The organism is Proteus sp. fly-1008 (assembly GCF_040140305.1).
Lineage (GTDB): Bacteria > Pseudomonadota > Gammaproteobacteria > Enterobacterales > Enterobacteriaceae > Proteus > Proteus vulgaris_B.
Map to the genome: position 1 here is coordinate 185,289 of NZ_JBEEWH010000006.1, position 26,695 is coordinate 211,983.

22 protein-coding genes and 1 pseudogene are annotated in these 26,695 nt (G+C 37.1%); 9 read left to right on the plus strand and 14 right to left on the minus strand.

Translation table 11 applies throughout. The features are described 5' to 3' along the window. The first annotated feature begins 10 nt into the window (after window positions 1-10). Complete coding sequence (locus tag ABN256_RS12160; RefSeq protein WP_072068911.1) at window positions 11-580, plus strand: molecular chaperone TorD family protein; 570 nt, start codon at window positions 11-13, stop codon at window positions 578-580. Between the two features lie 102 nt (window positions 581-682). On the opposite strand, the gene norR is transcribed toward ABN256_RS12160, so the two are convergent. Continuing rightward, window positions 683-2,197, minus strand: coding sequence for a nitric oxide reductase transcriptional regulator NorR (norR, locus tag ABN256_RS12165; protein ID WP_072068912.1), 1,515 nt, complete (start codon window positions 2,195-2,197; stop codon window positions 683-685). A gap of 190 nt (window positions 2,198-2,387) precedes the next feature. Between norR and norV the strand changes: the two genes are divergently transcribed. Genes norV through ytfE form a run of 3 tightly spaced genes read left to right on the plus strand, consistent with a single transcriptional unit; the run spans window position 2,388 to window position 5,675 of the window. Then, window positions 2,388-3,836: an anaerobic nitric oxide reductase flavorubredoxin gene (gene norV, locus ABN256_RS12170; RefSeq protein WP_349439507.1), complete on the plus strand. Its 1,449-nt coding sequence runs from the start codon at window positions 2,388-2,390 to the stop codon at window positions 3,834-3,836. Further along, window positions 3,833-4,987, plus strand: coding sequence for an NADH:flavorubredoxin reductase NorW (gene norW / locus ABN256_RS12175; RefSeq protein WP_349439508.1), 1,155 nt, complete (start codon window positions 3,833-3,835; stop codon window positions 4,985-4,987). Before norV ends, norW begins: the two co-directional genes overlap by 4 nt. A 25-nt stretch (window positions 4,988-5,012) precedes the next feature. Further along, window positions 5,013-5,675 carry an iron-sulfur cluster repair protein YtfE gene (ytfE, locus tag ABN256_RS12180; protein ID WP_349439509.1) on the plus strand — a complete coding sequence of 221 codons (663 nt, stop codon included), beginning with the start codon at window positions 5,013-5,015 and terminating at the stop codon, window positions 5,673-5,675. Between the two features lie 70 nt (window positions 5,676-5,745). On the opposite strand, the gene ABN256_RS12185 is transcribed toward ytfE, so the two are convergent. Further along, the gene (locus ABN256_RS12185) at window positions 5,746-7,950 is read right to left on the minus strand and encodes an extracellular solute-binding protein (RefSeq protein WP_349439510.1); all 2,205 of its coding nucleotides are present in this window, start codon (window positions 7,948-7,950) and stop codon (window positions 5,746-5,748) included. Between the two features lie 345 nt (window positions 7,951-8,295). On the opposite strand from ABN256_RS12185, the gene ABN256_RS12190 reads away from it, so the two are divergent. The 3 genes from ABN256_RS12190 to ABN256_RS12200 are packed head-to-tail and all read left to right on the plus strand — an operon-like array spanning window position 8,296 to window position 11,131. Beyond that, a complete protein-coding gene (locus ABN256_RS12190; RefSeq protein WP_197269749.1) occupies window positions 8,296-9,117 on the plus strand; it encodes an MBL fold metallo-hydrolase in 822 nt (273 codons plus the stop codon). Between the two features lie 13 nt (window positions 9,118-9,130). Continuing rightward, window positions 9,131-10,378, plus strand: a complete 1,248-nt coding sequence (locus ABN256_RS12195; protein WP_072068918.1) for an MFS transporter — start codon at window positions 9,131-9,133, stop codon at window positions 10,376-10,378. Window positions 10,379-10,417: 39 nt separating this feature from the next. Continuing rightward, window positions 10,418-11,131, plus strand: coding sequence for an MgtC/SapB family protein (locus ABN256_RS12200; RefSeq protein WP_196554440.1), 714 nt, complete (start codon window positions 10,418-10,420; stop codon window positions 11,129-11,131). Between the two features lie 77 nt (window positions 11,132-11,208). Here the strand turns inward: ABN256_RS12200 and ABN256_RS12205 are convergent, their stop codons facing one another. Both ABN256_RS12205 and ABN256_RS12210 read right to left on the minus strand, forming a co-directional pair. Next, window positions 11,209-13,194 (minus strand): acyltransferase family protein, encoded by a 1,986-nt coding sequence (locus ABN256_RS12205; RefSeq protein ID WP_349439511.1) that lies wholly within the window; start codon window positions 13,192-13,194, stop codon window positions 11,209-11,211. A gap of 95 nt (window positions 13,195-13,289) precedes the next feature. Then, on the minus strand, window positions 13,290-14,006 hold the full coding sequence (locus ABN256_RS12210; RefSeq protein ID WP_349439512.1) for a hypothetical protein: 717 nt from the start codon (window positions 14,004-14,006) through the stop codon (window positions 13,290-13,292). A 643-nt stretch (window positions 14,007-14,649) separates the two neighbouring features. On the opposite strand from ABN256_RS12210, the gene ABN256_RS12215 reads away from it, so the two are divergent. Next, a complete protein-coding gene (locus tag ABN256_RS12215; RefSeq protein ID WP_072068922.1) occupies window positions 14,650-15,966 on the plus strand; it encodes a sodium-dependent transporter in 1,317 nt (438 codons plus the stop codon). A gap of 149 nt (window positions 15,967-16,115) precedes the next feature. Here ABN256_RS12215 and ABN256_RS12220 read toward each other — a convergent pair whose 3' ends face one another. From ABN256_RS12220 to kdgK, 6 genes and pseudogenes are all read right to left on the minus strand, one after another. Then, complete coding sequence (locus tag ABN256_RS12220; protein WP_072068923.1) at window positions 16,116-17,423, minus strand: TRAP transporter large permease; 1,308 nt, start codon at window positions 17,421-17,423, stop codon at window positions 16,116-16,118. 2 nt (window positions 17,424-17,425) lie between these two features. Then, a complete protein-coding gene (locus ABN256_RS12225; RefSeq protein WP_082151779.1) occupies window positions 17,426-17,986 on the minus strand; it encodes a TRAP transporter small permease in 561 nt (186 codons plus the stop codon). 52 nt (window positions 17,987-18,038) lie between these two features. Continuing rightward, window positions 18,039-19,049, minus strand: coding sequence for a TRAP transporter substrate-binding protein (locus ABN256_RS12230; protein ID WP_115351068.1), 1,011 nt, complete (start codon window positions 19,047-19,049; stop codon window positions 18,039-18,041). A gap of 339 nt (window positions 19,050-19,388) precedes the next feature. Further along, the gene (locus ABN256_RS12235; protein WP_115351067.1) at window positions 19,389-19,862 is read right to left on the minus strand and encodes a NanQ anomerase/TabA/YiaL family protein; all 474 of its coding nucleotides are present in this window, start codon (window positions 19,860-19,862) and stop codon (window positions 19,389-19,391) included. Window positions 19,863-19,896: 34 nt separating this feature from the next. Next, on the minus strand, window positions 19,897-20,568 hold the full coding sequence (locus ABN256_RS12240) for a bifunctional 4-hydroxy-2-oxoglutarate aldolase/2-dehydro-3-deoxy-phosphogluconate aldolase (RefSeq protein WP_349439519.1): 672 nt from the start codon (window positions 20,566-20,568) through the stop codon (window positions 19,897-19,899). Further along, window positions 20,563-21,477 (minus strand): annotated as a pseudogene (gene kdgK / locus ABN256_RS12245) (2-dehydro-3-deoxygluconokinase); the annotation flags it as partial. The gene ABN256_RS12240 and the pseudogene kdgK, both read right to left, overlap by 6 nt. 422 nt (window positions 21,478-21,899) lie before the next feature. Here kdgK and kdgR point away from each other — a divergent pair. Continuing rightward, entirely contained in the window at window positions 21,900-22,721 is an 822-nt protein-coding gene (kdgR, locus tag ABN256_RS12250) for a DNA-binding transcriptional regulator KdgR (RefSeq protein WP_072068926.1), read from the plus strand. A gap of 72 nt (window positions 22,722-22,793) precedes the next feature. On the opposite strand, the gene ABN256_RS12255 is transcribed toward kdgR, so the two are convergent. The 4 genes from ABN256_RS12255 to ABN256_RS12270 all read right to left on the minus strand — a co-directional run bounded on the left by ABN256_RS12255 (window position 22,794) and on the right by ABN256_RS12270 (window position 26,687). Next, window positions 22,794-23,306, minus strand: coding sequence for a YgjV family protein (locus ABN256_RS12255; RefSeq protein WP_072068927.1), 513 nt, complete (start codon window positions 23,304-23,306; stop codon window positions 22,794-22,796). 66 nt (window positions 23,307-23,372) lie between these two features. Continuing rightward, window positions 23,373-24,134 carry a 2-dehydro-3-deoxy-D-gluconate 5-dehydrogenase KduD gene (gene kduD, locus ABN256_RS12260; RefSeq protein WP_115351065.1) on the minus strand — a complete coding sequence of 254 codons (762 nt, stop codon included), beginning with the start codon at window positions 24,132-24,134 and terminating at the stop codon, window positions 23,373-23,375. Between the two features lie 83 nt (window positions 24,135-24,217). Further along, the gene (gene kduI, locus ABN256_RS12265) at window positions 24,218-25,054 is read right to left on the minus strand and encodes a 5-dehydro-4-deoxy-D-glucuronate isomerase (protein WP_072068929.1); all 837 of its coding nucleotides are present in this window, start codon (window positions 25,052-25,054) and stop codon (window positions 24,218-24,220) included. A 262-nt stretch (window positions 25,055-25,316) separates the two neighbouring features. Next, window positions 25,317-26,687, minus strand: coding sequence for a class-II fumarase/aspartase family protein (locus ABN256_RS12270; protein ID WP_196554447.1), 1,371 nt, complete (start codon window positions 26,685-26,687; stop codon window positions 25,317-25,319). Window positions 26,688-26,695: the final 8 nt, after the last annotated feature.

Sequence of the window (26,695 nt, forward strand, 5' to 3'; positions counted from 1 at the left end):
ATCAAAAATTATGAGCAGACTCTCTTATTATGCGGCTGCATTTAATTTATTGGGAATTTGTTATTTATTCCCACCTGATGATGACACCAATAAAACTGCACTCAACTTTTTTAAAACTGGGGATTTTGCAGCGCAGTGGCCTTGTAAAATTGAAAGCGGTCTGTGTGAACGTTTAATTAATTCCGTTTCTATCGATACAGAGCAATTAAAAATCCAATGGCAAAATCTTTTTGTTGGCCCTAATGCTTTACCGGCTCCTCCTTGGGGGTCAACCTATTTAGATCCTGAAGGTTTATTACAAGGGGATTCTACCCTTGCACTAAGTGAGTTTTTAAAACGGGAACGTTTAAAAGTAAATACGCCTTTTCCAGAGCCTGTTGATCATATCGGTTTGATGCTATTTCAAGCTGCGGTATTAGCATCAGAAAAAAGAGAAGACGCGGTTAATGAATTACTTTCCCTTCATTTGACTACATGGCTACCTCACTATTTAAATAAATTAAAAATGAGTGGATATAGCCAATTTTATAGCACATTAACAGAACTGGTAACCATCACGGTGAACGCATTCAGAAAATAGAAATTTATTAACAACTAATCATCCTAACATAATTATTTAAGGTAATTTGGACCACGCACCCAGATTACCTTTTTTCGTTTAGGACATTCTTTTTTAAAATTATTATGATTTTAACCCTAAGCGTTTTGTTAAACGACGTAAGTTAGCCGGATCAAGGGATAATTCTCGTGCAGTTGCCGCCCAATTTTGGTTATTCCGCAGTAATGCTTGTTTAATTAAATCTCGTTGAAACTCATCCGTTGCGTCTTTTAAATTTTTTTCCTCAGAAGGTAACGATTGTGATATTGGATGAGTTAGATTTTCTGTACCTAAAGCAAAATGACTGACTTGTAAAATAAGGCTGTCTGTCTTATTCCCTGCCCTCGCTAATACGATTGCTCGATGAATGGTATGTTCTAATTCACGTACATTACCCGGCCAAGAATAATGCAATAAATAAAGGCGTAATTCAGGGCTAATAATCACTTGAGTAAGATTAAAGCGCTGACGATATTGCTCGCAGAAATACCCCACTAATAGCAAAATATCTTCGTCTCGCTCTCGTAATGGCGGAACATGCAGAGGAAAGATACTTAAACGATGGAAAAGATCGGCACGGAAATTTCCCGCTAATACTTCCTCCCATAAATCACGATTCGTTGCTGCTAATACACGTACATTAACGCGTAAATTACGATCGTCACCAATTCGTTGAATATCACCATATTGTAAGACACGCAATAATTTGGCTTGGAGTGATAATGATAATTCTCCTATTTCATCAAGGAATAACGTTCCATTATCCGCCATTTCAAATTTACCACTACGATGGCTAATTGCGCCGGTAAAAGCCCCTTTCACATGCCCAAATAGTTCACTCTCTGCCACACTCTCAGGAAGCGCAGCACAATTTAAATAGACTAACGGATTATCTGCACGATTAGACATTTCATGAATAGCTTTAACCACCAGCTCTTTACCCGTTCCCGTTTCACCACTCACTAAAATATTCATATCTGCGGGTGCAACAATTTCTATCTCTTTTTTTAGTTGCATCATCGAAGGCGATAAACCAATAATTTCTGTTTTTACGGTGGGCTTAAACGTATTGGTTGGTGTAAATAACATATTTTGATTTTCGAGTTGTTCAATCAATAACGCATTATTTAATGCACCAGAAGTTAATGCCGCAATTAAACGAAGCTCTTCATCACTGAAAGTATCAAACTGATGAGGGTCCATTCCATCAAGTGTTAAAGTACCAATTAAATCTTGTCCTGCAAATAACGGTAACCCCACACAAGCATGAACTTTTAAATGCTCTCTGTCTGGAATAAGGCCATCATAAGGATCGGGTAAATCACTGTCCGCTGGAAAACGCACCACATCCCCTGCTCGCGCTATAGTTTCGAGACGAGGATGCCCTTCTAGTAAAAAACGACGCCCTAAGACATCAGGCACAAGGCCATCTATGGCTAATGGAATAAACTGGTAAGGCTCATAGCGAAGCAATGCTGCGGCATCGCAATTTAGCACCTGCCGAAGTGTGGTCACCAGTCGCTGAAATCTATCTTGGTGACCAACATCTTTTTGTAATTCAATGGCAATTTTAGCCAACACATCAACAGAAAAGCCCATAAAAACACCTCATAGTCATTATGACCGTTATTATGGTCATTTTGACATGATAAAGATAGTCATATTGACAATATATAAATAGTCACAAAAACAAAAATCATTTTAAAACAACAAGATAAAAATTGGCACGCTTCTTGATTATATCAATACATATCCCTATGAAAAGATTAATGAGAAGGAACAATACAAAATGGCTATTCATGTTAAAAATAATGTTAATTGGGTTGGGCAACGTGACTGGGAAGTTCGTGATTTTCATGGCACTGAATACAAAACACTATTAGGTAGTAGCTATAACAGCTACCTAATACGTGAAGAAAAAAATGTGCTTATTGATACAGTTGACCATAAATTCAGTCGTGAATTTGTACAAAATTTACGAGCACAAATTAATCTAGAAGAGATTGATTACATTATTATTAATCATGCAGAAGAAGATCACGCAGGTGCATTAACTGAGCTGATGTCCTTTATTCCTAATACCCCGATTTATTGCACAGCAAACGCCATTGATTCAATCAATGGACATCATCATCACCCTGAATGGAATTTTAATATCGTCAAAACAGGCGATAGCCTAGATATTGGTAATGGCAAGCAACTCATTTTTGTTGAAACGCCAATGCTACATTGGCCTGACAGCATGATGACCTATTTAACTGGTGATGCGATTTTATTTAGTAATGATGCCTTTGGTCAGCACTATTGTGATGAACGGTTGTTTAACGATGAAGTTGATCAAACAGAATTATTTGAACAATGCCAACGTTATTACGCCAATATTTTGACGCCATTTAGCCGCCTTGTAACACCGAAAATTAATGAAATTTTAGGCTTTAATTTACCTGTCGATATGATTGCTACGTCTCACGGTGTGGTATGGCGTGATAATCCAACACAAATTGTTGAATTATATCTAAAATGGGCTGCCGATTATCAAGAAGATCGTATTACTATTTTCTATGACACCATGTCTAACAATACCCGCATGATGGCAGATGCCATTGCACAAGGTATCAATGAAATTGACCCTAATGTGTTTGTAAAAAGCTATAACGTCGCCAAAAGTGACAAAAATGACATTATCACTAGTGCGTTTCGTTCTAAGGGCGTGCTTGTTGGTTCATCAACAATGAATAATGTCATGATGCCAAAAATTGCCGCCATGCTTGAAGAAATGACAGGCTTACGTTTTCGTAATAAAAAAGCTGCTGCTTTCGGAAGTTATGGCTGGAATGGTGGCGCAGTTGACCGCATTCAAACTCGTTTAATGGACGCTGGATTTGAAACCGCACTAGCACTAAAAACTAAATGGCGCCCAGATATGCAAGCACAAGAAATTTGTCGTGAATATGGACGTGAACTTGCACGCCAATGGGCTTTAGCGCCACTTCCTGCGACTCAACCTTGTTGTACAACCTCATCACAACCTGAAGTTATCACAGATGTTGAAGCAATCGACTTAGGCCCACGTATGCAATGCAGTGTATGCCAATGGATTTACGATCCGGCAGTAGGTGAACCAATGCAAAACGTTCAACCTAATACACCATGGAGCGAAGTTCCTGATAGCTTCTTATGCCCTGAATGCTCATTAGGAAAAGATGTCTTTGATGCACTTGCAAAGGAGGCAAAATGAGTACAGACCGCCTCAATAGTGGGATTGTCATTATTGGCGCGGGCTTTGCTGCGCGCCAATTAGTCAAAAATATTCGCAAATTTAATGCAGATCTTCCCATTACCTTAATTGCATCAGACAGTATTGATGAATATAACAAGCCAGATTTAAGCCATGTTATTAGCCAATCTCAATGTGCAAATGATTTAACCAAACAAACAGCCCAAGAGTTTGCACAACAGTATCAACTCGCGATCCATCCATATACGCAAATTGTCGATATTAATACGGATGAAAAACGGATCCAGAGTGCCAAAGGTGAACAATGGCATTACGATAAATTGGTATTAGCCACTGGAGCGAAAACTTATTGTCCTGCTATTTCAGGCCATGAGTTAATGTTTACGCTTAATAGTCAACAAGAGTACCGAGCTTATGAAGCACAAATTCGCCAAGCTAAACGTATATTAATTTTAGGGGCAGGATTAATTGGTACTGAATTAGCCATGGATTTTAGTCGAGCAAACAAAGAAGTGATCGTTGCTGATATTTCAGGGCAATTATTATCCTCTCTGATCCCTTCCGATCTTAGTGGGCGCTTACAATCAAGCCTTACTGAAATTGGTGTACGCTTAATGCTGAAATCACCATTACAGTCATTAACACAAACCGATAACGGTATTTTAGCGACATTTAATCAGCATCATCAATTAACAGTTGATTGCGTTATTGCCGCTACAGGACTCGCACCCAATATAGAATTAGCTCACCTTGCGGGTTTACATACCGATCGTGGGATCATGGTAAATGAATATCTACAAAGCAGTAATAGTGATATTTATGCCTTAGGTGATTGTGCACAAATCAACGGTAATTTATTACCATTTTTACAGCCAATACAATTAAGTGCGATGCATTTAGCCAAATCACTTGTAGGTGAAAATAATGCACCGCTGAATTTACCACCAATGATTATTCGGGTGAAAACGCCACTAATGCCTCTACATCTTGCCGGTGAAACCGCACGTAATGACTTAACGTGGAATATTAATACAACACAATCTGGTGTTATCGCTAAAGGCTTTGATGAGAATGACGTATTACGTGCCTTTGTGGTTACAGAAGAACAGGTAAAAGAAGCTTTTGCTTTATTGCGAGCACTGTCCGCTTAATTTAAATAACATACGAGATACCGATATGAATTTACGTGATAAAACTCTCGGTCAACTAGCCCTGTCTATTTCAGGTGCCAGTGCTATTTTTCGTCAATATAACCTCGACTTTTGCTGTGGAGGTAAACGTACATTAAGTAAATCTGCAGAGAAAGCCGGATTAGACATTGATGAAATTGAAAATAAATTACTCGCACTTTCACAACAACCATTAGAAAAAGATTGGCGACAAGCGCCATTAAGTGAAATTATTGATTTTATTATTGTTCGTTACCACGACAAACACAGAACACAATTACCGGAGCTTATTCTACAAGCAGAAAAAGTAGAACGCGTTCATGAAGCAAAACCGACTGTCCCTAAAGGGTTAGCTCGCCAATTAACACTATTATTAGATGAGCTAACAAGCCATATGATGAAAGAAGAGCGTATTCTTTTTCCTATGATAAAAAATGGCTTAGGAAGCCAAGCTGGAGCCCCCATTAGTGTTATGGAACACGAACATGATGATGCGGGTGAAATTGTTGAAGTGATTAAATTTATTACCAAAAATATCACACCACCCCCTGAAGCCTGCACCACATGGCGAGTACTTTATAATGGCATTAATGAGTTTATCGACGATTTAATGAATCATATTAGCTTAGAAAATAATTTATTATTTCCAAGAGCATTATCAGGCGAGTAATTGATTAATCTTGATAGGCAGGGGATTTTGTTATCCCCTGCTATTTTATTCTTATTGAAATTAATAAAATCTACCGCTCGCCTTGAGTATCTATCAACAAACGCTGGTTTATATATTCGATAGTCTCGTCTATCGTCATAATATTATTAACGACATTAGTAATGCCTTGCCCGATAATAATTTCGGCTTGGCGTAAATTAAATAACTTACCATTAGGCACCGAAGATTCTCGTATTCCCTTATTAATTTCTTGATAAGCCAATGTCATCCATGGATAACGATGGCTAATCTCTTGATTATGGCTGAAATTTTTATGATTACTGTTTCCACCTAATAAAATAAGGTGATCCATAACCATTGGGGAATAAAGCCAACGATAAAATTGCTCTGCATATTGTGATTTTTGGCTATAACGTGAAACCCCTAATACGCCACCGCCTAATTGTGGAATACTACCGGGTACAGGTGCAAAACCTGTTTTAGGTAAAATATTGCTATGTGCAACATCGTTAAATAAATTCATATAAGCAATAAGCATAGCAAGATGCCCTTGCTCAAATTGTCTAACCGATTCACTCCACCATTTATTATGAATATTCTCAGTGATCGACAACTGTTTTAAATATTCTTCTAATATTTCACCTGCTAAAGGCATTTCTAATCTAGGAATATTATGACTTCCTATTAAACATCCACCTTTGGCGTAATAACGTAATAGATACTCTGTTGCAATTAACCCCGCGCTACCCAATGTTGTTGATGCCCCCATTGGGCAACTTAATTGCCCTTCTTCATGTTGCTCAGTAAAAAACTGCGTCACATTATCGTATTCTTCAAATGTTGTCGGTACAGTTAATTCATTACCTGTTTTTTCGTAGTACATTCTTTTTAGAATAGGATCTTCAAACAAGTCTTTTCGATAAAATAAGAGTTGTGCACTGGCATCAAAAGGCATGGCATAAGCAACATTATTTACTAAGCTAAATTTTTGCTGAGTAGGTAGTGAAAAATTATTTAATAAATCCGTTAATCCATTACCAATCTTATCTAATGGCTGTAATATTCTTTCCGCAAACCAAGGAAAACAGGCCATATCAATACGCAATAAATCATAATAAGGATGTAAATGTAACTGACTTAAAATTTGATACACTTCATCGTAAGGATGAATTGCTAAATTAACTTTAATCCCTGTTTGACGATAAAAATGAGGTAGTAGTTTTTTTAATGCACTGGTTGAAGGGCTAGGTAAAATCAGTAAGTTAAGACTTATCTCTGCTTTATCCTCACTGATAACCGCTGGCGTTAAAGTATAAAGATGATCACTTTGATTACGCACACAAGTTACATTATTCTCGATAATTTCCGCATCCTCTTCTTGGATGAGTGCATCAATCACTTCTAACCCAAGTTGAGCGTAGTTCATTGGAAAGCAATATAACCCTTTTAATACAGGTGGAATATTATCACTCAATGCAAAAATAGGTGGGCAATCATTGTGGCTACCAAAATAACTCGCCTGCGTTAAATAACAAGCTTTTTCAATATCTTGCGCAATAAATAGGTCCGGAATTTGCTCCATAGAAAAGAAGTCGAACGCAATTTTATAGCTCTCTTCATCTGATGCACAAAGCACCACATTTTTCTTATTGGGTGCATACTCTAAAAGTCGATTTTGTAATTCATTGGCAAAGTTTTGATTATTTAAATAGTCGCTACTCCCCATAAAAATACCCACTAATTTACCTGTAGTTTTTGCAATCTGTTGGCAAATAGCTTCAACTGCTTGAGCAAAATCTAGCGTAAAAAATCGTTGAGTATTAAGTGGCTGGCGATAAACAAATGCAACTTGAGATGGGGGTAATTTTAACGTGTCAAAATAGATATTTGCATCTTTGAGACAACTTACAGTGATCACTTGTTTATAACCACCCGCGGCAATTTTCTGTAATGCCTCCAATTCTGTAGTTTCCAGATCATCCGTTAAGAAAAGATCGTAAGTAACCTCAGGAAAATGAGCAATAGATTGTCTTAAGGAATTAAAGAAAACAGCATATTTTTCAGAAACTAATTGAGGTAAAAGTATGGCTATTTTATGGCTTTTATTGGTTCTTAACAGTTGAGCCTGTGTATTTAACTGATAACCCATTTGTTTGGCAGCTTGATACACAGCTTCAATCTTCTCAACACTTACATTTCCACGTTTATTCAATACGTTAGAAACCGTTCCATGAGAAACACCCGCTAATTTTGCAATATCTTTAATCGTTGCCATTGACCTTTTTCCATCTCAATTTCTGCTTTCACTAGCATACCTGAATTATTTATCGCGACTACCGATAATTGATTTGAACGTTCCATTTTAAAATAGCTTATAAAACAATCTAATACTATTTATCACAAATAAATGATTATCAATATCAATTACAAATTATATTCATATTAATCAAATATATAGAAAATTTAATTTGAATAAGATCACTGATCTGATCTTCCTTTATTGGCAAATGGTCATCCTCATTTTATCATTGGAACGTTCAAATTAATCTACAGCTTATAGATAATCAACACCAGATAGTTAATAAAATCATAATAAAACAATAGGATAAGGGGATTTCTTATGAAACTTCATTTTTTAGGGACGGCGGCCTCCGAAGGTATACCCAATCCCTTCTGCCGCTGTGAACACTGCCTGAAAGCAAGAGAACTTGGTGGGAAAGATATCAGAACTCACTCTTCTGCCATTGTCGATGACATTATGCTAATCGACGTATCACCTACATTTAGTTACCAGTTAATGCGTGATGGAATGGATGCTACCAATTTTGAAAGCCTTCTATTCACTCACACTCATCCTGATCATTTCAATGTCGGCGATCTGTTTAGCCGAATGGAAGGTTATGGTTTTGAAATTAACCATCCCCTTCATATTTTTGGTAACGATCGTGCAATTAATGGCTGTATCGAAGTTTTACCCGGTTACAGCAAAGAGCGCTTTGCTTTTCACTGCTTAATTCCTTTTGTTACCGTAGAAAGAAACGGTTATAAAATTACGCCATTACTCGCTAATCATGCGAAATGGGAGCTTTGCTACGTTTATCATATTGAAAAAGATGGCAAAGTAATTTTTTATGGCCATGATTCTGGTTGGTTCCCTGAATTAACATGGAAATGGTTAGAGAACAAACCACTTGATATCGTTGTTTTTGAATGTACTTATGGACTCAATGGTAAAGATCGTACCGATAATCATATGAGTCTAGAAACCGTATTTGCTGCGAAAGAAAAACTGCAACAACAAGGTTGTTTACATCAAGAAACACAAATTGCCGTTTCGCATATTTCACATAGTGGCAAATTGCTTCACCTCGAATTAGAAGCTGTTTGTGCTCCTCACAATATCCGTGTTGCCTACGACGGATTAACGTTAGAAACAAATTAAGAGGAGAACGATGATGGATATGAAAATAACCTCTCGCTTACTGATTATGATGTTTGTGCAATATTTCATGCAAGGTGCGTGGAATATGACTATGGGGCTGGTATTAAGTAGCTATGGTATGGCAAGCATTATTGGTAATGCCTACGCTTTATTAGGTGTCGCAACAATTATTTCCCCATTATTTATAGGTATGGTGGCAGACCGTTTCTTTGCTTCACAAAAAGTCATGGGCATCCTTCATTTAATTAATGCGGCTGTCATTATTTGTGTTCCTCAATTTATTGAGGCACAAAACAGTGGCATGACACTCTTCTTAATTTTCATTATTGGATTATTGTTTTATCCAACAACTGCGCTTTCAAATAGTATTAGTTTCTCCCATATTAATGGGGTGAAATATTTCCCTATTATTCGTGTATTCGGTACGTTTGGTTTTATGGCTATCGGATTTATATTAGGAGAAATGGGCTTCTCTGGTAGTACGATGACTTGGTATATCGCTTCTGCTGTGGGTGTTTTACTTGGTTTCTACTGCTTTACCTTACCTAATACGCCCCCTAAAGCAAAAGGTAAGCCATTCTCTGCTCGTGATATTTTATGTTTAGATGCGCTTTCATTATTTAAAGACCGCTATTTCGCTATCTTAATGTTTAGTATCTTTATTTTAATGATCCCAAAAACAGCTTACTCCGCTTATATTCCTGTTTTTATTAAAGCATTAGGTTTTAATAATGCGGCGTCTATTATGCAAATAGGTATAGCCTGTGAAGTTCTGTTTATGTTTGTATTGTCATTCTTCTTAATGAAGTTTGGCTTCAAAATTACATTACTTTTAGGTGCTGTTAGCTGGATCATTCGCTCAATATTCTTCTCTTATGCTGCGGTAAATACAGAGTTTTATTTTATCGTTATCGGATTAATGTTACAGGGATTATGTTGGGACTTCTTCTTTACTGCTGGTGATATCTATGTTGACCGCAAAGCCAAACCAGAAATTCGTGCTCAAGCACAAGGCCTACGCTTTATTGTCTCTAATGGTTTCGGCTTATTATTTGCTTCCACTATTTGTGGTCAAATCTTTAATTCAACCGTAACCGAAACGGGTGATGCTGCATTACCACAGTGGTCAACATTCTGGATATATCCAGCAATAGTCGCTGCCGTTGTAACCATATTCTTTATCTTCTTCTTTAAAGATGATGTAACAAAAAAGAAAAATAATGAAGATAAAAAAGTCCAGGAAGGCATTGCAACACCATAGTCTTAAAATAAAGGAATAAGCCAACGTTAGGAGCAAACCTTGGACGCATTAATTCAGTTTGTTGACAGCATTGGCCCTTTATCACTATCAAGTATCGCTAAATTACTGGCCGCCTTTATTTTGGGCGGCTTTATTGGCTTAGAGCGTGAATCAAAGGGAAAGCCTGTCGGTTTTAAAACTTGTGTCATTATTGCCGTTGCGAGTTGTTTATTAACTATTGTTTCTATTCAATCCGCAGAATATTACGCCAATATCTCCGACAACATTCGTAGTGATCCTATGAGATTAGCGGCACAAATTATCAGTGGTGTGGGTTTTCTTGGTGCTGGTGTTATATTGCATCGACGTGATGATGCAATTTCAGGCCTGACAACCGCCGCCATCGTATGGGCTTCTGCGGGTGTTGGTATTGCTTGTGGCTCAGGTTTTTATTGGCATGCCATGATTGTGACGGTTCTATTTTTTATGGCTATTCAACTTAGCCCACAAGTGGTGCTATTTCAGATGAAAAACCAACGTTTAGGTAAAATAAAGGTGCGTATGTTATTTACTCATGAAAATGGCGTACCTCTTTTAATCGAGTACTTAAAAAGCCATAAAGATGTAATTGAAAATTTAACGATCCGCGATATTAAAAAAGAGCGCGTTGAAGTAAATTTAAAATTATTAGTTAGACAAAAAATCACCTTACCGGAATTTTATTGTTCTTTAAAACAGCTTGAATATGTTCATTCTGTTTCTTTGGATCATTAACCTATTCAAAACAAGAAATGCACTTTATCTAAGATAATAGCGCATTTCTTCATTATTTTGATGACCGATTAATTATCTTACTGAGTATTTTTTACCTCTAGCGGATTACCAAAACGTTCTAGATACATCATGCCAAATAGTGTTGAAGCATAATCTGTAATATGCCCTACATCACGATAAACTGGCACACCTTCTATATCGGTTAGACAGACATTTTTATCGCACTGCACATCTTTGGGATCGATGATAATTAAGGCTGGATAGTCTTTTTTTAATTTAACAAATAACTGATCCATCCATGTATTTCCCTCGCCTTTATAGTTTTTAGGGTTACAGTTATTATCTGCAAAGTCTTTCCTTAATTTTGCATTTTCATAAAAACAGGTCATAAAACCACTTGGCATAGAATTGACTGTTTTAATAAAAACAGGTTTAGCACCTGTGGTAATAATAATATCAAGTGCTTCACGCATCGCTTTCTCAACGCGTTTGCGAGACTCTTCAACTGTTCTTACATCACCTATCTTATTAATGACATGATTTGACGCGTAATTATTCCAAACCTGCCCAAATATTACATAATCAAAGTGGTTATTCTTTATAAGTTGATAATATTTCGCCGTCTGATCGTAACAACGTTGATAAACTGTATTTTTATGATTAGACCAGTCATAAAGATAAATATTAGGAAGTGTAATACACGATGAAGTTGCTTGTGCATATACGTCTATCTTGGCATCTTTACCTAATATATCCATAAAGCCCCAGTAGTGATTTGCATGAGAATCACCCAATAAAAAGGCTTTTTTCTGACTCCCTATATCACCAATATGGCACATTTTATCGGGATCTGAGGCTTCAAAATTCATACATTTAGCCCGATTTTGATAATCAAACTGATTGAGTTTTGCCTCTAAATTAACGTAATTTTGCCCAAGTCTAACACCAAAGCCTTGATATTTTTCATTCAACGCATTTAATCCTAACGCCAATAAAATAGGTACAATCAGTAAAAACGCGAAAGAATATTTAAACTCAAGACGCTTTCTTCTAAACGGTTTTTCAATAAGAAGATAAGAAAAAATAGAGAGTAATAATGTTAAAGCTAAAAGTAACCCTTTTTGTATCTCGGTATTAAATACGCCAATATAACGCGCAATAGCGAACAAAGGCCAATGCCATAAATACAATGAGTAAGATAATAATCCAACGATCACGATCGGCTTTAATGAAAGTATTTTTTTAATAATATTTCCATGCTGTCCGGTATAAATTATTAATGCAGCACCAAGACAAACATATAATGTATTAAAATTAGGATAGCCCGCAATTACCCCTTTTTGAAATGCGATCCAAAAGATCACGCCTAAAGCAATAAGACTAATAGCATCACTGACGCTTTGATGAAGCTTCACTTTTGTCGGTAAATAAGCGACACAAACACCCAACATAAACTCAAAAATACGTGTACTAAAAAAGTAATAATTTTTAGGCTGATCTTTTTGGTAAAAAAACACTAAAGAAAAAGAAATTATTGTAATAAATACAACAGGATAAAAATTATTTATTTTTTCTTTATGATTGATTTTATGCAGAAAATAAAGTGCAAAAGGCAAAAATAGATACCATTGCCACTCTATCGCTAAAGACCATGTATGCAATAACGGCAAAAATAACGCATCTTGCGCCGCATAACTGGTTGTTGCTCTTGCAAAATATTTATTAGAAACCAACGCAGAGGCATATTTTTCACTATTCGTGATATCAAGATAATCACTAGGAAGATAGAAAAAACTTGAAATAACTAAAACTGAAAGTAATACAAAAAGATAGAGAGGTTGTAATCGCCATAATCGGCGAATATAAAAATCACGGAATGAAAAATTGCCTTGTGATAATGCATTTTTAATAATTGATGAAATCAAAAAACCAGAGATCACAAAAAAGATATCGACACCAATAAATCCTGATGGTATTAAGCGATTATCAAAATGAAAAAAGATAACCAGAATAACGGCTACGGCTCTTAAACCATCAATGTCAGCTCGATATTTTACATTCATAATTCAAACACATAATCCAAATAAAAAGAATCGCTGGATTATATACTAATTCGCCATATCACTTTAGTCACAAAAAGATGAATGACTCTTTAATATTAATAACAGCGAAATGGCCATAATTGATTAAACTCCATCGTTAAACCCATCTGTACTTCAGTTGAAAGTGAACCTTTACTCACCACAAATTTGGGATGTCGAATCATAATAGGGGTATTAATCGCATAATCTATTAATGATGATCGGTTTTGCTCTAACTCATCATAAAGCTTCTTCATTTCTGCTGATGATGTATTCTTATTTAACCTCCCAAGAGTAATATGAATAATATCTTTATAAAGTTCACTCTCAATGGGGATCTGCTGATAAACCTGCTGCCTAAAGCGTGTTAATTCTTCGGAGATACCCGTTAATATCAAGCTGCCATTGGATGTTAGGGTAACGTTATTAAATATAATTTTGAGACTTTTTATTTGATTAAAGATTTTTGTGACCTCATGACACCACGATAATAATACGGGTCGTTGCAGTTTAAACTGCTCATTTTGTTGATTAAAAATCGTCAACAATGTGGAATGAAATTCTTGTGGCTGAGCAAATTCAATAAATGGAAATTTAAGTGCAAACGGTTCGCAATAAGCTGTTAGTTGCTGGCTAAAAGGAATAAAACTCTCTTCAATTTCTGGCTTATCAATCAATAACTGCCCTGCATTTAAACTAATATCAATGACACTCTCATCATTACGTTGCTTTAGCCACTCTTCGCCCGTTGCGAGTTTTTCAAGGGTTGATTGTGTCAGAAATGCGTAAGCCATAAAGTACCTTTTATATTCCAGTAAAATCGTTATGTTACGCGCTGAATATAAAGCTTACTACCCAATTGAATCACTAAAAGTCGATTCAGTATTTCAAGTGAGATTAATAATTAACTATTAATCAATAAGATATAAAAATGATGCTTAAGGATCGTTTTGACATTTTTGCTGATGCTCACCTTATACAAACAAGGCTAATTCTATAACTTTCTTACAACCTTCAATCATTAGCATCAGAAAAACATTTAGAAATAAAAATTAACACTGAATTCTAATAAAATTTATTTCTTTAGTTTGAATTTATGATATAAATAATAAACACGCATTTTGAAAAACAATATTTCATATTGCATTGCAATAATATCCATTTCAATAAAGAGCAAAAAAATGAATATGAACACCAATAACCGACTCTTAGGCCTAAACCTACTACTCCTTCTTTAGGTGGCCGAGCACGTTCATTTTTTTGCAAAAGCCACCAGTCAGGTGGCTTTTTTGTTGTGCCCCTTACTGGTGAAATTATTTTTAGGGGAGTTTCTATGATGTTGAGTTTTACCATAAGGATGATGAGTCACAACGTCTTCTCAATAAGTAATTGTATGGTTATATCCTCCATAACTAATCAAATAAATCAGGGGGCAAAATGAGCCAACAATGGACATCACGAGTCGGCCATATCTTAGCAGCCGCAGGCTCTGCAATCGGTATTGGCGCAATCTGGAAGTTTTCTTATGTTGCCGCCAATAATGGAGGAGGCGCATTCTTAATCGTCTTCTTATTATTCAGTTTTATTATCGGGCTTGCGGTATTACTGGCTGAGAATATCTTAGGTAGTAGCACACATGCTGAAGCGGTCAATGCCTTTAAGAAAATGATGGGGCGTAATTGGGTTATCATTGGCGTTATTGGTGTATTCAGTTCATGGTGTATTTACAGCTTCTATAGCGTTGTTGGTGGTTGGACAATTGGTTATACCGTTATGGCGGCAACAGGCCAGTTGAATATTACAGATAGCGCTGAATTAACGGGTATTTTTACCCGCTTTATTAGTGATCCCTTATGGCCTATTTTGGCTCACCTTGCCTTTGCGGGATTAACCTGTTTTGTGGTTTTAGCCGGTGTACAACGTGGTTTAGAAAAAGCCGTCAAAATCATGATGCCGATGTTATTTATCATTATGATTTTATTGATAGTCGTTGGTATGAGCTTACCCGGTTCATCTGAAGGTTTAAAATTATTTTTATACCCTGATTTTAGTAAATTAACCCCTCAAGGCGTATTGGATGCGTTAGGATTAGCCTTCTTCTCACTGTCTATCGGTTTAGGTATTCACATCACTTACAGTGCTTATTTAGCGGATAACAAAGGTATCGCTAACTCCAGCATGTGGGTGGTTATTCTGTCTTGTATGGTGTGTGTACTTGCCGGATTAATGATTTTCCCTGCATTATCTGCCGCAGGCTTAGAGCCTAATGCAGGCCCTGGCTTAACCTTTATGACCATGCCAGTTTATTTTGCTCACTTACCCGGTGGCAACATTTTAGCCGTGACGTTCTTTGTCCTGTTATTAATGGCGGCGTTAACCTCTGCAATTTCATTACTTGAGCATATCGTCGCTTATGTGCAGATGCGTTTTCAGTGGACTCGTCGTCGTGCCGGATTAGTAGTTACAGCCTCAATTATGTTGATGGGTATTCCTGTTTCATTATCTTTTGGGCCAATGAGTGATGTAACATTCGCAGGTAAAACGGTCTTTGATTTGTTGGATTATCTGACTTCTAATATTTTGATGCCACTGTTTGGTATTGCAATGTGTTTAATCTTTGGTTGGTCACGTAGAGCGAATGCTTTTATTCCTGAAAATATCACTGGATTAAAACGTCAATGCTTATTGTTAGTATGGCGTTATATTGGTCCAATCTGTATCGGTATTATTTTAGTCCATGGATTGATTGGCTAAACAGGTTCCCTATAAAAACAGCTTATTAAACATAAAGAGAGGGTCAAATGACCCTCTCTTTTTTCTTGTTTTATAACAGCTTTTTTATAATCAGCCCTATTTTATTTTGGATACTTTATGTTACTTTTTCCCTAACAGTTTTATAAATTTTACCCAACCAATCCCATTGCTTGAGGTAAGAACATCGAAATTGCAGGAATATATGTCACTAGCAACAGTACAAGAACGATAACAGCAAAGAAAGGTAATAGCGGTCTGATTACACCTTCAATCTTGATTTCACCTATTTTACAACCAGTAAATAAAATAGGGCCTACTGGCGGTGTTATCGTACCTAATGAAAGGTTAAACACCATCATGATACCGAATTGAACGGGATCCATACCAAATTGAGCACAAATTGGTAGGAAAATGGGGGTAAAAATTAACACTGCGGGCGTTGGGTCCATAAAGGTACCAACCAACAGTAAAACCAAGTTCATAATCAGTAAGATAACTAAGAAACTATCGGTAAAAGAGAGTAAACCTGATGCGATAATGGCAGGTATTTTAGTAAATGCCATTACCCAAGACATAATGGATGATGTTGCAAGCATCAAAATAACAATTGCTGTCATTTTTGCTGTTGCTAAGAAAATAGCAGGCAAATGGTTTATTTTGATATTTTTATAACACATACCTAAGATTAAAGAGTACACAACTGCAATGGCCGAAGCTTCTGTTGCAGTAAAAATCCCACCTAAGATCCCGCCAATAACAACCACAATCATCATTAAGCTAGGAACTGCGTCAAGCACGAGCTTAAATGCTTGCCCTTTCATGGTATTTTTTTCAGCAACATAACCACGACGTTTAGCAATAAAACCTGCCACTAACATCACACCCAATCCCCATAAAATACCGGGAATATAGCCCCCCATAAACAGTGCTGTAATCGAAACACTCCCTGCAACAGTGGCATAAACAATCAGTGTGTTACTTGGTGGAATTAACATACCTGTTGGTGCTGATGCAATATTAACCGCGGCACTAAAAGCTGGGTCGTAATTTTCTTTCTTTTGGATTGGGGACATGATGCCACCAATCGCAGCGGCTGAAGCCACACCAGAGCCACTGATTGAACCAAATAGCATATTTGCAACAACGTTAGTTTGCGCTAAAGGCCCCGGTAAAAAGTTACTGACTAACTTAGCGCAGTTAATTAAACGAATAGCGATACCGCCATTATTCATTAAATTACCAGCCAAAATAAAGAACGGGATTGCTAACAGGGCAAAAGAGTCTAACCCCACAAATATTCGTTGAGCTGAGGTTAAAATAGCTCCGTCAAAAGGCAATATCATTGCCATGGCGAAGAAAGAAGAGAGCCCAATACTGACGCTGATTGGTGTACCAATAAATAAGAGAAAAAATGCGCCAATAAACATGACTAGGGCAACAACAATTGCAATATCCATGGTTACACCTTTTGCTTTGAAGAAAGTTGTCTAACCAATCCATATTGGTTATATAAGCAATAAAAAACAGAGAGAACACCGCTTATAGGTATAGCTGCATAGATAACCCCAATCGGGATTTGCAGTGCCGAATCAAGTTGTCCCATTTGACGACTCATACCGATGTAACCACCAATAGTGAGCACCAATAACACAAAAGCAGTTGTGGCAAACTCACCTAAAATTTCAAGGTAAATTCGGACTTTATAGGGCATTCGATCACGCATAAACGTAATTGCGATATGTTCACGTAATCCAAATACATAAGCACTACCAATTAAAATTAACCAGATAAATAGGTAGCGAGAAAGTACTTCACTAACTGCACTAGGATCGTTAAATAGATAACGAGTCACAACTTGGTAAGTCACCAATATCGTCATTAAACCCACAAGAAAAATACAAAAATAAGCGACGATGGTATCTATTTTCAGCTTAATACTTGTTAAAAAAGTATAAAAATCCTTTTTTGCAACAGGCGTATTAGCGTCGTTTGAAGAGGGTAATTTCTCTGAAGGTTCCATGGTTGATCCTTATAATAGGGGCTAAAAATTTAGCCCCTTGCAACAAACGGCATTAGTTGGCTAATGCGCGGATCTTATTGTAGATATCTTTTTGTTCTGGTGTGGTCAGCATCGATTCTTGTAGCGGTTTACAACGCTCTTGGAATGGTTTGATATCAACCTCAGTAAATGTTGCACCTTGGCTAATAGCAGATTGTCGAGCCGTGTCTAACGCTTGGTTAAATAGATCAAACTCAGTAACTGTACTTTCTTTCGCTAACTTACGGAAAATCGCCTGATCTTCAGGGCTCATCTTATTTATGAATGCTTCATTCACGATAAGTAAATCGGCAACCATAACATGGCGGGTATAAGAGAAATTAGGTGCAACTTCATACTGTTTTAAGTCAGCATAAGTGATTTCATTATTCTCTGCGCCATCAAGAACACCTTGTTGGATAGCGGAATAAACTTCACCTTGCCCCATAGGAACACCTGTTCCGCCCATACAAGACAACATTTTTACCATGGTGTCAGATTGCATGACTCGAATTTTTCTTCCTTTCATATCTTCAGGTGTTTTAACTGGGGTTCCTTTCACATACATACTACGAGCACCCGCGGTATAGGCAGTAATTACCTCGAAACCATTTCCTTTGGTTGAGCTAAAGAGGCCATCTAAGGTATCACCTGTAAAAACTTTTCTTTGGTGTTCTGAATCGTTATAGATATAAGGCATCGCCAGAACAGAGAAGTTTTTGTTGTAGTTTTCAACAAGAGGGTTGGCAACCACGGCCAATTGAATGGCACCTGATTGAACTAATTCAAGAGCAGCACGTTGGTCACCCAATAATTCATTAGGATGTATTTCGAGTTTATATTTCCCCCCCGTAGCAGCTTCTAATTTTTGACTGAAATCTTCCAATGCTTTGTATTGAGGATTTTTTTCAGATTGGTTAAAAGCAGTTTTCAAAATAACTGGACTATCTGTTTTGTCATCTTCACCACATCCCGCTAAAAAAAGGCTAGCGACTACAACGGTGCTGATAAGAGATAACTTAGGCAAAACATTCATTGTATGCATGTGAACCCCTTATGGGTTTGCGTATTTTGATAGTGTTAATGCTACTTGAATTTGACAATATTTCAGTGATCGAATTCAAGAAAATGAAATGGCGTTCCTATTTTTTGAAAATAGGTGACCACTTTTATATTTTAAACATAACAACCAAGTAACGTATTGATAAAAAAGAATTAAATCATCAAAAAAAGAGAAATTATATTTAAAAAAAGAGAAACTATTTATTCTAGAATAAGCTACTAACTCGCTTTAAATCTGAATTATCGGCTACTTATTAAGCAAAGAAGTAGTCGATAATCATATTTAGAATGGGGAATGATAGGATGAAGATCCTAGCTATTATTACTGAGTTGCCAGCCATGTTTTACTGATTTTAAAAACCGCCTTTTTAATTTTTTGTGAAGCATTTACCTGACAAGTAGGTCGATGAACTTCTCCGGGATAAAAAATCGCAAAATCGCCAGTATCAAGCAATAAACGGGTTGTAATAGGTGGGTTATCTAAGAAAATCAAATCTGGTTTTGTCTCTTGATATTGATGAGGATAAGTAATCGTTGTACTGGTAGAGATCATCTCTTGACCCTTCAGTACAACTTGAATATCAAGATAATGGTCATGGAACTCACTTTTTAAGTTTTCTTCACGATCTGTAGTCGGTGTGGAAATAATATAAAAAACATCATTATCAATAATGTTATATGTACCTTCACTCTTCTCTTGCAAAACGTTTAACGATAACTCTTTTTTAGTGAGTAATTTTAACAGTGCAGGCGGTAGCATAGTTGCATCAAGTTGCTTTAAATTTCCAATGATCATCAGGTTACCCTCTTAAATCCGTGTTTAAATTCAATTACAAAGCTGCCATTGCTTCTTTAGCAAGAACGCCTATTTTTTCCCATTCTTGATTATCAACGAGATCTGAAGGCACCATCCATGTACCACCACAAGCAACAACTCGAGGTAATGCGAGATAATCTTTCACATTATTGGCATTAACTCCGCCTGTCGGCATAAAAGAGACAGGATAAACGGCACTAAGAGCTTTGAGCATACCAATACCACCAGAAAGTTCCGCTGGGAAAAACTTCAATAGCTTGATGCCTAGTTCCATGGCCTCTTCAACTAAGCTTGGCGTGTTAATACCCGGAATAATAGGAATGCCTCGATGCTGGCAATATTGCACAATGCGAGGGTTAAATCCTGGACTCACAATAAAATCCGCACCGGCTTCAATTGCCTGATCAACCTGTGCTTTCGTTAATACTGTACCTGCACAAATGATCATTTTCGGAAATTCATTTCTTAACTGGCGAATAGCCTCTGCAGCCGCGGGTGTACGAAAGGTTATCTCAGCACTAGGCATACCGTTTTCAACTAATGCTTTACCCAATGCAACAACATCATCTGCATTTTTAATTGTGATAACAGGAATGATTTTTAGTGCCGAAAGTTGTTCAAGTAATGTTGACATAGAGTGCCTCGTTGAATGAATAAATGGTGCTTTTATTGAGGAATGTGGCATCGCGACTATTGGGATAATCGCGCCACGATGTTGAATAACCGTACTGGCAAGTAAGTGTGCATAACGCGCAGACATCACAACTGACTCACCTGCTAATCGCGTAGCAAGATAACCTGCACTGAATGAATCACCTGCGGCGGTTGTATCAATCACACTTTGCTTATCGAGTTTTATAGCGGGAACTTCATCACAATGTCCTTGCTGTATAATGAGGCAAGGTTCTGCGCCTTTTTTAATAACGATTTCCCCAACACCAAATTCAATCGTTCTAGACACACATTGTGCTGCTTCTCTATCTCCCCAAAGAAGAAATTCATCGTCTAATGTGAGAAAAGCCAAGTCAGTGAGTGACAAAATAGCTTGATAAGCTTTTTGTGCAGCATCGGGACTTTCCCATAATCTTGGTCGATAGTTATTATCAAAGGCAATTTTCACACCGTTTTCTCGACAATGAGCTAATTGTTGTAAAAGCAGTTCTCTGTCTTCGGGAGATAAAATCGCCAAGCTGATACCGCTTAAATAAATATAATCAAAATCAAGCAGTTGCTGGAAAATCATTGGGGCTTTTGGTGATCGTAACCAATATCGTGCGGCAGCATCGTTACGCCAATAATGGAAGGTACGCTCTCCTTGGTTATCCGTGTTTATGAGATAAAGTCCGGGTAATTTATTGTCTAATCTCTGGACTAATTCAGTCTGTACACCTTCTTTTTGCCATTGCTCTAACATGGCACTACTCATTGGATCTGTACCTAACGCACTGACATAATGAACAGATAAATTAGGATTTGCGCGAGTCAAATAAACAGCAGTATTAAGAGTATCTCCTCCAAAATGACGTACAATATTCGCCTGATTTTCGGATAGTTCAATCATACATTCGCCAATAACAGCCACATTGATAGCCATAGCGCTTTCCATTTTCACATTAGCAGTGATGTCATTTTATTTTAAATCGATTCACTTAAAAAGATTTAAAACAACATTTCATTAATTTTGTGATGTTGTCATTGTTTTCAAAATACATAAAAAAGTAAGTTTAAAGAAGATCCATAAAAAGCCATAAAGTACTCATCATGTTATCGCGTACTCATATACCCAATAGCATACACAAAACCATGACGGCTATTTATCTCTATCTACTTTAAATTCAAAGTGATACACACATAAAAAATATCAAATTTAGATGTTTTTCATTTAAAAACACTGTGATTAGCAACACGTTATATGATGAAAAATTGTTAGCCTTATTGAATCATCATCGTTAAGCGCTATAATTTTTATGGTATTTCAAATATAATGAAACAATAAATCATTTTTTAGGACTCACAATGTCTGAAATAGAAAACACTCCTGATTCAGTTTCCTCTGTACTCAAAGTATTCGCTATATTACAAGCACTTGGCGAGGAAAAAGTGATTGGTGTGACAGAGTTATCCTTGCGGATCATGATGTCTAAAAGCACCGTCTATCGTTTTTTACAAACGATGAAAACATTAGGCTATGTTTCCCAAGAAGGGGAAACAGATAAGTATTCTCTTAACTTAAAATTATTTGAGTTAGGCGCAAAAGCACTTGAAAACCAAGACTTGATTAAACTTGCTGATGAGCAAATGTATCGCCTTGGAAAACTGACCAAAGAAACGCTTCACCTTGGTACATTAGACGAAGACAGCATTGTTTATCTGCATAAAATAGACTCTGAATACAATTTACAGATGTATTCTCGCATTGGTCGTCGCCGTCCACTTTATAGCACTGGGCTAGGTAAAATCATGCTGGCTTGGCTACCAGAAACGGAAATTCGCGCTATTTTAGCTAATGTAACTTTTGAACCTTTTACAAAATACACTCTGAAAGATATCGATGCTTTACTTGTTGAATTAGAACAAGTTCGCAAACAAGGTTACGCAGAAGATAAAGAAGAAATGGAACACGGCTTGCGCTGTTTTGCTGTGCCTATTTATAGTCGCATGGGCAGAATTATTGCCGGACTCTCTTTATCTTTACCTTTGATCCGTTTCCAAGAAGAAAATAAAGCTGCGTTAATTGCGCAATTACATGAAGCGGCAGCCAATATTTCTGCTGGATTAGGTTTCCACGACTACCCTTTTAGCTACACTGATACCAATGTCTTGGCTGAAAATATTTAAAAATCAAACCTAATTCTTTGTTTATAATAAAAATCCATTAATAAAATTGATGGATTTTTTTATTTCTCTTTGTCATAACGAACTCTGTAATTTCGCTTTATATAGCTTAAAAATTGTTCGACTATTCACAATTAAGAAAAGGCTTTCTTGTACTATTCCACCAATTGAACCTGCCCAAATATTATGCGTTAACCAACATAGCGTACTAGTTAACATACACAATCTAAGCGCAATGCCGTTAAAGCGAAATAATGCATAGGTTGTTAACGTCGTCGCAAATAACGTTAAGAACTGTATTGGATGTATGATTTTTGGGATCACTAAAAACCACGCTAAAGCAATAAAGATCAACATGATCCCAATATTACGCGAATAGCCCGACACCCAATTTCGTATTGCACAAAGCAAACAGTTAATGGCTCCTACCGTTGAGCCTATCAAAAAGAAATGAATAGACATCAAAAGGCCATTGAGCGTGAGCTGAAATCTAAGTTTACTATCTTGTCGTTGCATAAAGGCAGTTGCACCAATAAGGCACCCGAGAACACCAATACCTTGGGCAATCCAATAATTTTCAAAAAACATGCAACCTCCTTATTCCCCGCTCAACGAAAAAAGGCGCCTTTGGGCGCCTTCTTCAACAATAGCGTATTAACGCGCTAACCAACCACCATCAACTGCAATGGTATAACCATTAATATAATCAGAAGCTGAAGATGCTAAGAAAACAACAGGCCCCATCATGTCACTTGGAACGCCCCAACGCTCAGCAGGAATACGCTCTAAAATAGCCGCATTACGTTCTTCATCAGCACGTAGAGCCGCAGTGTTATTTGTTGCCATATAGCCCGGAGCGATAGCATTCACATTAATGCCTTTATTTGCCCATTCATTTGCTAACAAACGGGTTACGCCCATAACACCACTTTTAGATGCAGTATAAGACGGCACACGTATGCCACCTTGGAATGAGAGCATTGATGCAATATTAATAATTTTACCGCCAGTACCTTGAGCAATAAATTTTCTAGCCACTGCTTGAGACATAAAAAAGAGACTTTTAATATTGAGATCCATAACATCATCCCAATCTTTCTCTGTAAAATTAATCGCATCTTCTCGACGAATGATACCGGCATTATTGACTAAAATATCAACATGGCCGAAATGAGTAACGGCTTTATCCACCAGCCCTGGCAATTCGTTCGTTTTACTCACATCAGCTTGTAAACTTAAAAAACGACGACCGAGAGCTTTTACTTCGGCGATAGTCTCTGTCGGTTCAACAAGGTTGATCCCCACGATATCACAGCCAGCTTGAGCAAGCCCTAATGCCATACCTTGGCCTAAACCTGTATTACAGCCAGTTACAATGGCGACTTTACCTTTCAGATCAAATGCATTCAGGATCATACTATTACCTCGAATATAAGAAATATGTACCACCACTTCATATAGTTGGTAGCTACTTTATTATGAGTAATACATTTATCTGATTAGCGCAGATCGCGAACTGCAACATGATCCATATCGCTAAAGACCTGATTCTCACCCACCATACCCCAAATAAAGGTATAGGCTTGTGTTCCAACACCTGCGTGAATAGACCAACTTGGTGAAATAATGGCTTGCTCGTTATGAACTAATAAATGGCGAGTTTCATCCGGTTTACCCATCATATGGAATACCGCAGCATCTTCTTTCATATTGAAATAGAAATAGACTTCCATACGGCGTTCATGTGTATGACAAGGCATGGTATTCCAAAGACTTCCTTCCTCTAACTGAGTCATCCCCATCACTAATTGGCAAGTCGGTAATACGTTAGGGACTAAATATTTATAAATAGTACGGCGATTACTGGTGCTTGCGTCCCCTAATGTTTCAGGAGAAGCCTGATCTTGTGTGATTTTACGTGTTGGATAAGTGGTATGTGCGGGTGCGCTATTATAATAGAATTTAGCTGGATGAGCAGAGTCAACACTCTTAAAGCTGACATCACGAGCACCTTTTCCTACATAAAGAGCTTCTGCTTTACCCACTTCATAGTTTGTACCATCAACCGTAATCACACCAGCGCCACCAATATTAATAAGGCCTAATTCACGGCGTTCTAGGAAATAGGTGACACCAAAAGACTTCCCTAACTCATTAGAAAAAGTGAGCGGAGAGTCCACTGGCATAATTCCGCCAAATACAATTCGGTCGATATGGCTATAAGTCATAGTCAGTTTATTTGGGCTAAAAACTTCTTCTATCAGAAACTCGCGGCGCAGGCCTTCTGTATCTAATTGTTTGGCATGGTCGCTATGAATGCTTTGACGAGTTTGCATAATGAACCTCAATTCCTAGCCTTGATAGGCATTAATGATAATGTGTGAAAATGCATCACTTTTATAGGGACACGATATCAATAAAAAACACAACCATCAATAAAAATATAAAACATTGTTTTATATTTTTGAAGATGTCGTTCTTTTTATAGGAAAGAGTCATTTTTGTTACTTCTCAAATAAAAAAAGAGCCACTCAAAATGAGTGGCTCTCGACTTAACTGATAATAATTTATTTATGGATACTTGATGGTTTTTACTACTTATTTATAACTTTGTTTAATTTCTTGAGAAATCGCTAATCCACGTTTTGCTTCTTTCTCAGCAAGTTCAACGGATAAACCGATATAAGAACGAGGATCGAGCATGGCCTTGATTTCATCTGCATTGAAAGCTGCAGTAATAGTTTCGTTCTTCATCAAGTTAGTATAAAAATCTTCACCATCTGCTGCCGTTTTAATCGCTTCTTCATATAACAGTGAATGCGCTTTATCTTTACCTAATTTTTCTGCCATTTTCATCATAACGTATTCTGTATTATCTAACCCTTTATTTCTCATCACGTTATGTAGCATTCTCTCTTCATGAGGAACGATGGTTCTTGAAAGCTCTTCCGTTCTTAATAGAATTTCTGTTGTTAATTCTAACGCTTCTTCAATTAAGCCATCAAATAACATATAAGAGCTACTGTCACCTTCATAAGGTCTTACCGCAGAGTACATTCCCACATTCGGTAATGAGTACAGTTTCTGTGAGTTAGCGATAATTCCTTTGGCCAATTTGGGATTAATTTTATGAGGCATTGTACTACTACCGACAGTACCTTTTGTGAATCCTTCAGAAACCTCAGCAATTTCTTCTAACGTGGTGCTATACACTTCTTCACCAATTTTATGGCAGATGTTAGCCATCAGTGCCAAGTTCATCATATATTCTAATTTATGCGTACTTAGATTACGTGATGGGACTTCCATTGCTTGCATACCCACTAATTCAGCAACGCGTTTTTGTACTTTCATCCCCACTTCAGGCATTGAGTTAAAAGCACCTACTGCACCGCCCATCATAATAGTGAATACGCGCTTTTCACTCTCTTTCATTCGTTGGTAGCAATCAATAAAATCACTGATCCAAACCGACACTTTATAGCCGTAAGTAATAGGAATAGCATGACGACCGTGTGTTCTACCTGCCATCACCATATGTTTTGTTCTTTCAGCGAGATTTGATAAGTTTTCGATGATCTCGCTTAACAACAACATAAATTTGTTGTGTACGGTTTTCATCATATACAGCTGTGAACTTTGCTGTATATTTTGTGTGGTAATGCCATAGTGCACATATTTACCACTCTCTTCAGAACATGCATTCACCAGTACTTTTAAAAAAGGCACAAAGCCATGACCGATTTTTTGATAAATACGGTTCATCTCTTCAAAATCGATATTCTCAATAATCGCCTTTTCTTTAATTTCATCTGCGGCAGACTGTGGAATAAAACCGTATTCAGCTTGTGCTTGCGCTAACATGGCTTCAAACATCAACCAAGTTGAATATTTAGCTTCATTGGACAGCAGATTTTTTATACCGCGATCGTCGATTGTTTTACTTTTAGAATCGTATAACGCTCTCATCATGTATC